The sequence below is a fragment of the Aquifex sp. genome, assembly GCF_056494385.1.
Window position 1 is genome coordinate 1 of the sequence record NZ_JBSLZM010000073.1, and the last position, 11726, is coordinate 11726.

Below are 11726 nucleotides of genomic sequence, written 5' to 3' on the forward strand. Positions count from 1 at the left end.
AGAAGGTGAAGAACATAAATAGAGATATAGCACTCAAGGTAGCAAGGGAGATAAGCGAGATAGCTAAGTAATTTTCAGAAAGAGGAGAGACTGTAGTAGTATTTGAGAAGCTAAAAGGTTTAAGAGGGAATAAGAGGAGGAGTAAGAGATTAAATAGGAGGATAAATTTCTGGATGAGGAGGAAGATTCAAGAAAGGGTAAAGGAGATAAGTGAAGAGGAAGGATTTGGTATAGATTTTGTGTATCCGAATTATCCGTCAAGGAGATGTAACAGATGTAGGGGAGAGGAAAAGAGGTTCTCTCCCTTGGGTTCAAAAGCGTTATTTTATTGCAAGGGATGTGGGTATATAGTGAATGGGGATGTGAATGCGGTATTTAATCAACACTTTCTATACCTGTCCCATCTCCCAAAAGGAGGCGAGTGATCCCGCTCTGTGGTGTGGGTTGGGAGTTCGCTGAAAAGTCCCTTTGAAGAGGGACATGGGTCTTGGCGGAGTATCCCTAAAGCAACAACTACCTATTGAGATACTGAGAACCATTCACTCCTTCGACCCTTGTCTTGCCTGTGCTGTCCACCTTTATGGAGATGAAGAGATGAGCGTAAAGGTCCTTTAAAGCTCCTCAAACTTTAACCTTTTTTGCTCTCCCGTTTCCATATCCTTTATGGTTATCTCTCCTTTTGATGCTTCGTCTTCTCCTACTATCACCGCATACTTAACACCAAGTTTATTTGCAAACTCAAGCTGCTTTTTTAATCCTCCCTTCCTGTAAGAGAACTCAACAATCTTTCCTTTACTCCTCAATCTATCTGCAACCTTAAGTGCGTAAGCGTGAACGTTCCCGAAGGGAATGACGAAGTATATCTCCTCTTTTTCTTCTTCGTCCGGAAGTAGAAGCATAAGCCTTTCAACACCAAGGGCAAAACCGAGAGCGGGTGTTGGAGGGCCTCCGAGTTCTTCAACGAGGTAATCGTATCTACCCCCCGCTATAAGAGTAAGTCCTAGGCTGTCGGAAACCGCTTCAAAAACCGTCCTCGTGTAGTAATCAAGTCCCCTGACGAGGTTGTAATTTTCCCTGAAGGGGATATTCAAGGCTTTAAGGTATTCCTTTAAGCTCTCGTAGTGATGCCTACACTCATCACATAAAAAGTCAATCATCTTCGGAGATTCCTTTACCGCTTCCTTACACGTCTCCACCTTACAGTCAAGAACTCTCAGAGGATTTCTCTCCATCCTGTTTATACAATCGGTGCACAGCTCTTCTCTAACACCTCTAAGGTAGTTAAGGAGTGCCTCTCTGTAGGCTTCTCTATCTTTCTTACAACCAAGGGAGTTTATCTCTATAACAACGTCCTTTATGTTAAGGGCGTTAAGTATGTCGTAAGTAATCTTTATTATCTCCGCGTCTGCGTAAGGTTCTGCAACACCGAAAACCTCGGCACCAATCTGGTGAAACTGCCTATACCTTCCCGCCTGGGGCCTTTCGTATCTGAACATAGGCCCCTCGTAAAATAGCTTCACGTAAGGTCTTAAGGCGTAAAGCTTGTGCTGTATGAAAGCTCTTACGGTTCCCGCCGTTCCCTCGGGTCTGAGGGCTAACTTCCTCCCCTTCCTGTCCTCAAATACGAACATCTCCTTCTGAACTATGTCTGTAGTTTCTCCGACACTTCTCTGGAAGAGCTCAGCATACTCAACTACGGGAAGTATAATCTCTTCAAAGTTGTAAAGCTTTAGAATTCTCCTCGCCGTATTTGATACCTTTCTGAACTTTCCGGCTTCCTTGCCGAGTATATCGTGAAAACCCCTAACGCTCTGAACGGTCATAATATAAGTTATGATAGCCCTTATAACCTTTTTATTACTCCTGCTTTCCTTTACCTTTCCCAAGGTGTTCGTAGCTGAGTGGGAGGGTCCCATAACCCCAACCGCCGCGGGATACGTTGAGAGGTCCCTGAAAGAAGCTCAAGAAAAGGGAGGAAACCTATACGTTCTAATTCTAAATACGCCCGGAGGTCTGGTTGAGAGTATGAGAAAGATTGTTCAAGCTTTTAATACAGCTCCCCTTCCCGTGGTTGTTTTTGTATATCCTCCCGGGGCAAGGGCGGCATCTGCGGGAGCAATTATAACAATAGCCGCGGACATAGCGGCTATGGCTCCGGGAACTAACATAGGTGCAGCACACCCGGTTATAGCCGGTTCACGAGGCGATAAAAAGAACGATGTCATGTTAAAGAAAGCCCTTGAGGATATGCTCGCATTCGTGAGGGCAATAGCCGGAGAAAAGGGGAGGAACGTAAAAATAGTTGAAAGGATGGTAAAAGAAAGCCTCTCCCTTTCCGCAGAAGAAGCTCTAAAGAAAGATGTTATAGACCTAATAGCCCACAACTTAGGGGACCTCCTTGAAAAGATACACGGGAAAAGGGTGAGGAAACTCGGAAAGGTTTACGTGATAAAGACTAAGGGGGAGGAAGTTGTAAAGGTTGACCTTCTCCTTAGGGAGAAAATTTTGAAGATAATATCAAACCCGACGGTTGCCTATCTTCTCCTTATGATAGGTTTTTACGGTATTTTCTTTGAGCTTTATAACCCCGGGGCGGTTATCCCGGGTGTTGTGGGAGCTATATCCCTCCTTTTAGGTCTTTACGGCCTGAGTCTCATATCGGTTAACTGGCTTGCACTCCTTTTAATACTTCTCGGGATACTTTTCTTCGTTCTTGAGCTCATAACCCCTACCTTCGGGGCTTTAACGGTTGGAGGGATAATATCTCTCGTCCTTGGTTCTCTCTTTCTGATTGAAGAAAACTCACCCTACGGGGAGATACCCAAACAGTTGATTTTCGGCGTTTCCCTTTTCAGTGCGGTTTTCTTCCTAACCGTGGGATACCTCGGTATAAAGGCCCAAAAGAGAAAGAAGATAACGGGAATGGAGGCGATGATAGGTGAAGAGGGGGAGGCGATTACGGAGTTTAAGAAGGGAAAGGGAAAGGTCTTCATCCGCGGAGAGATTTGGGACGCATACTCAAAGGAGAATATAAAGAAGGGAGATAGGGTAAAGGTTGTGAGCGTTAAAGGCTTAAGGTTAGTAGTTGAGAAGGTAAGGGAAGATGGGGAAACTGGTGGAACTCAAGAACCTTAAAAAGGTATACGAGAACGGAACAGTAGCCCTGAGGGGTGTAAACCTGGAAGTAAACGAAGGTGAGTTTTTGGGAGTTATGGGCCCTTCCGGTTCGGGAAAAAGCACGCTCCTTCACATAATAGGGGGTCTTGATAAACCTTCGGAAGGTGAAGTAAAGGTTTTCGGAAAGGATATATCTTCAATGAGTGAGGACGAGCTTTCGGAGCTAAGAAGAAGGAAGATGGCCTACATATTCCAGTTTTACTATCTCCTTGAGGACTTCACGGTCCTTGAAAACCTAACGATTATTGGAGAGCTTTTAGGCGTCAAAGACCCCAAGAAAAAGGCCATGGAGATACTATCCTTTCTCAGACTTTCCCACAGAATACATCATAAACCCTACCAGCTATCAGGCGGGGAACAGCAAAGGGTTGCGATAGGAAGGGCGTTAATGGTGGACCCTCTTTTAATCCTTGCGGACGAACCTACAGGGAACGTTGACAGCAAAGAGGGAGAAAAGATTTTCAATCTCTTCAAGGAGATGAACAAGAAAGGTATAACCTTTATCGTTGCTACACACAACGAGGAACTGAAGCGTTTCTTTTCAAGAATTGTTTACCTAAAAGACGGGCAAATCACTCAAGAAGAATGAGTTCTACATTTCCCCTTCTGTAAACCTTCACTTTTATCTCGTATTCCTTTAACTCCTTTTCTTCAATACTTACACCCTCGTTCATCCCGAGCTTTACAGCCATATCAAGGTATGTGAAGTCTTTCCAGTTTTCTTTTACCCTGTCAACAGTTCTTATTCCCTGGGAAAGTAAGGAAAATACAACAGAAAGGGTTAAACCTATAAGCATTAAGGCTATAACCGTTTCAAGGAGAGTAAATCCCCTCATAAATCCCAGACGCTTATGTCGTCGTCCGTTCCCTCAACGCCGTCAGGCCCTACCGATTTAAGTTCGTAGGGCTTCGAACCTGCAGGTGATACGTAAATGAAGTCGTTTCCCCATGCGTCTTTTGGCACTTTTTCCATATACTGTTTCCAGTTTTTGGGTTCAGGGGGCGTTGTAGGCTTCTCCACAAGAGCCTTAAGACCTTGTTCCGTAGTCGGATAAAAACCGTTGTCAAGCTTAAACTGTTCAAGGGCGTTTTTTATAGCCTTTAGTTGAAGCTTTGTTGCCTTTATCCTTGCTTCATCAACACGAGAGGTTAACTTAGGGACAATTAGAGCAGCAAGAAGCCCCAGAATTATTAAGACAACGAGAACCTCTATAAGTGTAAACCCTCTTCTCATCACACCATCCTTAGAAGTCTTTTTATAGCTTGTTCTACCATCTCCTCTGTAGGTATAAAGTCGTGCCTGTCAAGTTCCATCGTATCCCTGAAGTAGAGTATAGCGGGAAAGTTGAATATACCGAAGTCCTCAAAGGAGGTGTTCTTCGCAACGTCAAGGTAAAAGAAGTCAACTTTATCCCCGTAAAGTTTCTGGAACTTCTCAAGTATTGGTTTTATCTGTTCATTTGCCGGGTTGCCGGGGTCCGTGAAGACAACAACGGAAGGTTTAGGATTCATCATAACAGCTTTGTAAAAGTCTTTATCGGTAACCTCTTTAAATCCTTCAAACATTTTCAACCTCCTTCACTTTCGTCTTCGTCGTCTTCTTCAAACTCTATGAAGTAGCCGTAATAGCCCCGTGCATTTAAAGCAGTAGCTTTAAGACTGTTCAGGTAGGATATTATATCTTCATAACTCCTTATAAGGTTAACTACCTTTCTAAAATCCCTTTTACTTAGTTTATTTTTTCTCAAGATATTTCTCAGGGCTATTAAGGTTAAGTTAGCCCTGTTAAACTTCTCCTGCCACTCCCTCCAGAACTCCTTTGAGTTTAGGGGTGCTTTTACATCGTAATACTCAAGGTTAGAAATCTCTTTGAGAAGCTCAAGTTCTATATTTTTAAAAGTTTTCTTCATAAGTAATTATTCTGTTTCTTTAAGGAAAAAAAGTAAAGGGGGCGCTAAGCCCCGACCTTTTGAAGTTTTTTCCTATACTTTTCCCACTCCTCGGGGAACTTCTCAATTGTCTGCCTTATGAGCCTTCCTGCAACCGCTCCGAGCCCGCATATTGACGTCGGTTGTATATTTCTGTTTACGAAATCAAAGCCTTCCCAATCCTTTTCGTCCGCTTCTCCCTTGTAAATCTTTTCAAGAAGGTTAGCCTGTTCGTAGCAACCAACCCTGCAGGGTGTGCATTGACCGCAGGTTTCGTGCTCGTAAAACTCCGCAATCTTTAAGGCAGCCTCAACTATATCGTCATCTTCCGTGAGGACTATAACCGTTCCCGTTCCACCGAATCCCAGAGGTGAGTAGTCCATCGGAATATCAAGCTCTTCGTGGGAGAAGCAGTCAAGGGCTCCGGAAAAGACAGCTTTCACCTTCTTGTTTCCGAGTGTTCCCACCGCATACTTGAATATAACTTCTCTGAGTGTCGTATTCATTGGAAGTTCGTAAACACCGGGTTTTTTCACCTTACCGCTTACGGGGAAAAGCTTAGGACCGGCGTAATCGCTCGGGCCTATATACCTATACTCCTCCCAACCCATTGAGATTATGTAGGGGATATTTGCTATTGTTTCAACGTTGTTAACGACGGTCGGTTTACCCCACAGTCCCTTCTGGACCGGATAAGGGGGTTTTAGTCTCGGATGTCCCCTCTTCCCTTCAAGGCTTTCTATAAGCGCTGTTTCCTCACCGCAGATGTAGGCTCCCGCACCCCTTGCCACGTATATCTCAAGGTCAAAGCCTGAACCAAGTATGTTTTTCCCGAGAAGTCCCTTCTTCTTAGCCTCCTCTATGGCATCCCTCAGGATGTAATACCCTGCGGGATACTCACCCCTTATGTATATGTAAGCCTCGTTAGCACCTATCGCGTAAGAAGATATTATTATCCCCTCTATCAGAAGGTGAGGGTCTCTCTCTATGATAATCCTATCTTTGAATGTTCCGGGTTCTGACTCGTCTGCGTTGCAGATAAAGTATCTGGGTCCAGGATTCTGAACCGCGAACTTCCACTTCTTACCGGTCGGGAAACCTGCTCCACCTCTTCCCCTTAACGTGCTTTTATCAACCCAGTCTATTATCTCCTCGGGGGACATGTTAAGAGCTTTCTCAAGAGCCTGGTATCCCCCGTCCCTTATGTATTCGTCTATTGTATGGACACGGGGCTTTTTAGCCCTCTTTAAAAGCATATTTAAGGTTGTCTCCGCGTAAATCCTAGGTATAGCGGGATAGGACCTCATTTAACTGCACCTCACTTTCAAATTTATACTCGTCCTCGTTTATCATAAACACGGGCGCTTCGGAGCACGCACCGAGACACTGAACGGGAACAATCTTAAACTTACCGTCAGGTGTAGTCTCACCCGGTTTTATACCGAGTATCTTCTCAAGGGCCTCAAGGAGCTTGTTTTTACCCATAAGGTGGCAGACTATACTTACACATACCCTAATTCTGTATTTCGCCTTATCCTCCCTGTCAAACATATCGTAAAAGGCAACAACACCCTCAACGTGGTTAAGGGGAAGTTCAAGCATATCCGCAAGGGACTTTAGACTTTCGGGAGGTATGTATCCGTAGTAGTCCTGTATCTCGTGGAGGCAGAGGAGTATAGCCTGCTGTTTCTTTGGAAAGTAGTTTATGTGTTCCTCAAGCTTCTTCTTAAGCTCCTCGGGAAACTCAAACTCCGTTTTAAACATAGATATAAATTTTAAAAACTTTAAAGGAATACAACCATGTTATCTCGGTGTATCACCTCGTCCTTCGTAGTCTTAAGTAGCTCCCTAACTTCCTTAGTTTTTAACCCCTTAATCCTTTCAAGCTCCTGAGAGGAGAAATTCACCTTTCCCTTTCCGACAATTAAACCTTCTTCGTTAGCAACGCTCACAATGTCCCCACGTCCGAAAACTCCCTCAACTCTCTTTATACCCGCAGGAAGTAGACTCTTCCCTTCTTTTAAAGCCTTTACCGCTCCGCGGTCTATCACTATTACACCCTTTGGTTCCTCAAGCGTGGCTATCACCTTGAGTGCATTCCTCAGCTTCCTTTTTGAAGGTTTAAAGAGTGTTCCCTTAGTCCTGAAATTCACTAAATCCTCAAGGGAGTCCTCCTTTCCCGTTATTATTACGGGAATGTTCAAGGTGGTTGCAAGTCTTGTGGCTTCCAGCTTGCTTCTCATGCCTCCCGTTCCGAAGCTCGTTCCCGTTCCCTTCACGTATTTGAAAGCCTCCTCAACACTTTCAACAACGGGTATAACTTTGTCCTCGTGATCCCTGAGTCCGCCCGCACTTGAGAATATGACGAGAAGGTTTGCACCAATCGTAAAGGAGACGTATACCGCAAGAAAATCGTTATCACCGAATATTAGCTCACTTACCGCCACCGCGTCGTTCTCGTTAATAACGGGAATAATTCCCATCTCAAGGAGCCTATTTAGGGTGTTCTTTGCGTTCGTAAATCTGTCCTTATTCTTTGCAGAGAAAACGTCCTTTGTAAGTAAAACCTGCCCCACCATTAGCCCGTAGTTTGAGAAAACGGTATCGTAAAGATGCATAAGGTATGCCTGACCGACGGCGGAAAGTGCTTGTTTCGTTATTAAATCCCTTGGCCTTTCCTTTATGCCCAGCTTCTTAGCTCCCGAGAGAACAGCACCGGAAGACACTATTAAAAACTCGTACCCTCTACCTTTTAGTCTTTTTATTTCCTCCGTTAGTTTTGAAAGAAACCTGAGGTCTATGTCCCCTTCTGGTGTCTCAAGAAGGTTAGAACCTATCTTTAAAACGATTCTCATTCCTTAGAGATTTTAAATGCACTTCCAGCTTATAGGCCTTATAAGTAAGTCTTATAATACCTTAAGGAAGTGTGTCATCTACATCTCGGGTGAAGTATTTATTCTTAAAAGAAGTTAAGGAGGGAACTTCTATGGAAATCGGCGGAAGTTTTTACGAAAAGAAGTATTACAGCACTTGTTATATGTGTGCTTGTCGTTGCGGTATAGAAGTTTACGTAAGAAACGGTAGAGTTACTTACATAAAGGGTAACGATGACCACCCCTTAAATAAAGGTGTTCTTTGCGCTAAGGGTTCCTCGGGAATAATGAAAGAGTATTCACCCGCAAGGTTAAGGAAACCCCTACTCAGGGTAGGACCAAGGGGTTCGGGCCAGTTTAAGGAAATAGAGTGGGATGAAGCCCTTGAGATAGCAGCAAAGTGGATAAGGGAAGCTGCACAGAAAAACCCCGCAAAGGTAGCATTCTTCACGGGAAGGGACCAGATGCAGGCTATAAACAGCTGGTTTGCAGGGCAGATAGGAACGATAAACTGGGCTGCTCATGGTGGATTCTGTTCCGTTAACGTTGCAGCTGCAGGACTTATGTCCGTTGGATACTCTTTCTGGGAGTTCGGAGACCCGGACTTTGAACACACCAAATACTTTATGATGATAGGTGTTGCGGAAGACCACTCCTCCAACCCCTTTAAGCTCGGTATACAGGAACTCAAGAGAAGGGGAGGAAAGTTTGTATTCGTTAACCCCGTAAGGTGGAGCTACGGAGCGATAGCGGACGAATGGGTTCCCATTAAGCCGGGAACGGACGGAGCTTTTATCTTAGGTCTTGCTCACGTCCTGTTTAAGTACAACCTCATAGACTGGGAGTTCCTAAAAGAGTATACAAACGCTCCATGGCTTGTAATTCAGGCACCAGGAACACCAAAGGACGGACTCTTTTACAGAAATGAGGAAGGGAAACCTATGGTATTTGACAAGAAATCAAACAGCTTCAAGCCTGCGGACCGCATAGTTCCCGACAACCTTGACCCGGCGTTCATAGGTGAGTTTGAGACACCCGAAGGATACAAGGTAAGACCGGCTTTTGATATATTCGCAGAGAGAATTGTCAAGGACTACACCCCCGAGAAGGTATCAAAGATTACCGGCATACCTGCGGAAACGATAGAAAGGATAGCGAAGGAGCTCGGAGTTACCGCCCTATACGACCCCATAGAACTCCCGATAGAGTGGACCGACGTATGGGGAAGGAAGCACAAAACTATGAAGGGAAGGCCGGTTTCCTTCCACATAATGAGAGGAATAGCTTCCCACTCAAACGGATACCAAACAGCAAGGGCGGTATTCGTCCTAATGATGCTTCTCGGTTGTATAGACAGGCCCGGTGGACACCTTGCAAAACCCCCTTACCCCAAACATATAGAAGACTTACCGAAACCTAAGCAGATAAAATCACTTGACGAGCTTGAGTTCGGAAAGCCTTACGGACCTCACCTCGGTATACCTCAAAGCCCTGACGACCTCTTAGTTGACGAGAACGGAAACCCCCTCAGGATAGACAGGGCTTACAGCTGGGAGTTCCCCATAGCTGCACACGGTCTTATACAGAACGTAATACCCGCAGCTTACGAGAGAAACCCCTACGACATAGAAGTTCTCATGATTTACATGGCAAACATGGCATGGAACTCCTCCCAGAATATCCCTTACATCTTGAAAGCTCTAACTGCTAAGGATGCAAGCGGAAACTACGTAATACCGAAGATAATAACTATAGACGCATTCTACAGCGAAATGGTGGCTTACTCGGACCTCGTTCTGCCGGACGCTACATATCTTGAACAGTGGTTTGCACTCTCACTTCTTGACAGACCGCCCTCCGTTGCCTCCGGACCAGTTGACGCTATAAGGCAACCAATAGTTGAGCCGAGGGACCTAAAAGGTGAGAAGCTTGACGTTCTTCCCTGGGGAGAGGTTATGGTAAGGCTCGGAACTAAGCTCGGGCTTCCCGGATTTGTAAACGAAGATGGAACACCCAAATACAAGGATTGGAAGGACTTCCTTATAAACTGGCAACCCCAACCCGGCATTGGAGCTCTTGCGGGGTGGAGAGGAAAGAACGGAGATAAACACTTTGTGGGAGAACCCAATCCCAACCAGCTTGAGATGTATGCAAAGAACAAGGGATTCTTCTACTATCCTCTTCCGGAGCACATGCGTTATTACAGGTACGCTAACAAGGACTACCTTGAATGGGCTAAAAGCGTTAAGTTCGTAAAGAGAACGGACCCCATAATTATGAACTTCTACGTTGAGACACTCCAAAAGTTCAGGCTGGCCGGTCAGGGTCTCTGGGAAGGAGAAAAACAACCTCCCAATGACCCGGTAATCAGGGAAAGACTTGCGAGATACTTTGACCCTCTACCCTTCTGGTATCCTCCCTTTGAGGAAGAAGTTAGCGGTAATGATTACCCCCTTTACGCCTTCACAAAAAGACCCCAGTGGATGTATCACTCATGGGACTCCCAAAACGTATGGCTCAGACAGATATCTACAAGAAACTACCTTTACATGAACCCCAAAACTGCTAAGAAGCTCGGTATAAAGCACCTTGATTGGGTATGGGTTGAGTCAAGGATAGGAAAGGTTAAGTGTCAGGTCTTCCTCACAGAGTGCACTGAACCGAACTCCGTATGGACATGGAACGCTATAGGTAAGATGATAGGAGCTTGGGGACTTAAACCCGAAGCGGAAGAAGGACACCAGGGATTCCTTCTTAACCACGTCATACCCCACTCCATAAGAATGGGCGGAAGGGAGTTCTACTACGGAGATCCCATAACGGGACACCTTGCGTGGTTTGATACAAAGGTAAGGGTTTACAAGGCGGAAGACCAAACGCCCGAGACATATCCCGAGTTTAAGGTTGAACCCCTTCCCTACATTAAGGAAAGGTGGGAAGAACTTTTAAGGTATAAACCTTAAGTAAGGAGGTAGAAATATGCCGCAGTATGCTCTCGTTATAGATTTGAACACCTGTGTTGGTTGTCATGCTTGTGCTACTAACTGTAAGGAGTGGAATACCCAGGCCGCTTTTGGTCCCTTATCCGATTACGACCCCTTCGGAGCACACCCCTCAGGAGTCTGGTACAACAGGATATTCACCTACGAGACTGGTGAGTTTCCCGAAACGCAGGTGTTCCACCTTCCTAAGTCCTGTCTCCATTGCCAAGACGCTCCGTGTGTTCCCGTATGCCCGACGGGTGCGAGCTACAAGAGGGAACAGGACGGTATAGTTCTCGTAAACTACGACGACTGTATAGGATGTAAGCTCTGTTCCTGGGCATGTCCCTACGGTTGCCGTGAGTTTGACGAAGCGGACAAGGTGATGAAAAAGTGCACCCTTTGTATAGACAGGATATACGATGAGACACTTCCTCCCGAACATAGACAACCTGCGTGTGTTCTTACATGTCCTGCAAAAGCCAGATTCTTTGGCGATATTGAGGACCCGAATAGCGAGGTATACAAACTTATAAAGGAGAGAAACGGTTTCGTTCTATTCCCGGATATGGGAACAAACCCCGCAAATCACTATCTACCCAGACAGGAAACGAAGATAAACCTTGAAGAGTTTGAAAAGCACATACTGAAACCTGATAATCCCCTCTTCCTTGAAGTTTTAAGAAGACATCACACATCCGCAGGCCAGAAAGCAACCGAGGAAAAACCCGAAGAAGCTTACGAACAATTACCATAAAAGGAGGTAA

Annotated in this window: 12 protein-coding genes and 2 pseudogenes; 6 read left to right on the forward strand and 8 right to left on the reverse strand. The window is 45.3% G+C overall.

Annotation, left to right across the window (positions count from 1 at the left end):
* Nucleotides 1-173: 173 nt before the first annotated feature.
* Together ACWB1W_RS05620 and ACWB1W_RS05625 are read left to right on the forward strand one after the other, a co-directional pair.
* On the forward strand, nt 174-425 hold the full coding sequence (locus ACWB1W_RS05620; protein WP_479370407.1) for a zinc ribbon domain-containing protein: 252 nt from the start codon (nt 174-176) through the stop codon (nt 423-425).
* 91 nt (nt 426-516) lie between these two features.
* Nucleotides 517-615 (forward strand): annotated as a pseudogene (locus ACWB1W_RS05625) (nickel-dependent hydrogenase large subunit); the annotation flags it as partial.
* Here the strand turns inward: ACWB1W_RS05625 and hisS are convergent.
* Nucleotides 612-1823, reverse strand: a complete 1212-nt coding sequence (gene hisS / locus ACWB1W_RS05630) for a histidine--tRNA ligase (protein WP_479370463.1) — start codon at nt 1821-1823, stop codon at nt 612-614. The pseudogene ACWB1W_RS05625 and the gene hisS sit on opposite strands and share 4 nt — an antisense overlap.
* A 64-nt stretch (nt 1824-1887) precedes the next feature.
* On the opposite strand from hisS, the gene ACWB1W_RS05635 reads away from it, so the two are divergent.
* Entirely contained in the window at nt 1888-3135 is a 1248-nt protein-coding gene (locus ACWB1W_RS05635) for an NfeD family protein (RefSeq protein ID WP_479370408.1), read from the forward strand.
* Nucleotides 3104-3766 carry an ABC transporter ATP-binding protein gene (locus ACWB1W_RS05640; protein WP_479370409.1) on the forward strand — a complete coding sequence of 221 codons (663 nt, stop codon included), beginning with the start codon at nt 3104-3106 and terminating at the stop codon, nt 3764-3766. Before ACWB1W_RS05635 ends, ACWB1W_RS05640 begins: the two co-directional genes overlap by 32 nt.
* On the opposite strand, the gene ACWB1W_RS05645 is transcribed toward ACWB1W_RS05640, so the two are convergent.
* From ACWB1W_RS05645 to proB, 7 genes are read right to left on the reverse strand one after another with little or no spacing between them, the layout of a single operon-like run.
* Nucleotides 3750-4013, reverse strand: a complete 264-nt coding sequence (locus ACWB1W_RS05645; RefSeq protein WP_479370410.1) for a prepilin-type N-terminal cleavage/methylation domain-containing protein — start codon at nt 4011-4013, stop codon at nt 3750-3752. The two genes, ACWB1W_RS05640 and ACWB1W_RS05645, sit on opposite strands and share 17 nt — an antisense overlap.
* The gene (gene gspG, locus ACWB1W_RS05650) at nt 4010-4411 is read right to left on the reverse strand and encodes a type II secretion system major pseudopilin GspG (RefSeq protein ID WP_479370411.1); all 402 of its coding nucleotides are present in this window, start codon (nt 4409-4411) and stop codon (nt 4010-4012) included. Before gspG ends, ACWB1W_RS05645 begins: the two co-directional genes overlap by 4 nt.
* Nucleotides 4411-4743: a thioredoxin family protein gene (locus ACWB1W_RS05655; RefSeq protein WP_479370412.1), complete on the reverse strand. Its 333-nt coding sequence runs from the start codon at nt 4741-4743 to the stop codon at nt 4411-4413. The genes gspG and ACWB1W_RS05655 overlap by 1 nt, the downstream gene beginning before the upstream one ends.
* Before the next feature lie 2 nt (nt 4744-4745).
* Nucleotides 4746-5087: a hypothetical protein gene (locus ACWB1W_RS05660; protein ID WP_479370413.1), complete on the reverse strand. Its 342-nt coding sequence runs from the start codon at nt 5085-5087 to the stop codon at nt 4746-4748.
* 44 nt (nt 5088-5131) lie between these two features.
* Nucleotides 5132-6412: an NADH-quinone oxidoreductase subunit NuoF gene (gene nuoF / locus ACWB1W_RS05665; RefSeq protein WP_479370414.1), complete on the reverse strand. Its 1281-nt coding sequence runs from the start codon at nt 6410-6412 to the stop codon at nt 5132-5134.
* Nucleotides 6387-6869: an NADH-quinone oxidoreductase subunit NuoE gene (nuoE, locus tag ACWB1W_RS05670; RefSeq protein WP_479370415.1), complete on the reverse strand. Its 483-nt coding sequence runs from the start codon at nt 6867-6869 to the stop codon at nt 6387-6389. Before nuoE ends, nuoF begins: the two co-directional genes overlap by 26 nt.
* A gap of 20 nt (nt 6870-6889) precedes the next feature.
* Entirely contained in the window at nt 6890-7960 is a 1071-nt protein-coding gene (proB, locus tag ACWB1W_RS05675; RefSeq protein WP_479370416.1) for a glutamate 5-kinase, read from the reverse strand.
* 16 nt (nt 7961-7976) lie between these two features.
* Here proB and sreA point away from each other — a divergent pair.
* Both sreA and sreB read left to right on the forward strand, forming a co-directional pair.
* A pseudogene (sreA, locus tag ACWB1W_RS05680) lies at nt 7977-10941 on the forward strand (sulfur reductase subunit SreA).
* A gap of 16 nt (nt 10942-10957) precedes the next feature.
* Nucleotides 10958-11716: a sulfur reductase subunit SreB gene (gene sreB, locus ACWB1W_RS05685; protein ID WP_479370417.1), complete on the forward strand. Its 759-nt coding sequence runs from the start codon at nt 10958-10960 to the stop codon at nt 11714-11716.
* Nucleotides 11717-11726: the final 10 nt, after the last annotated feature.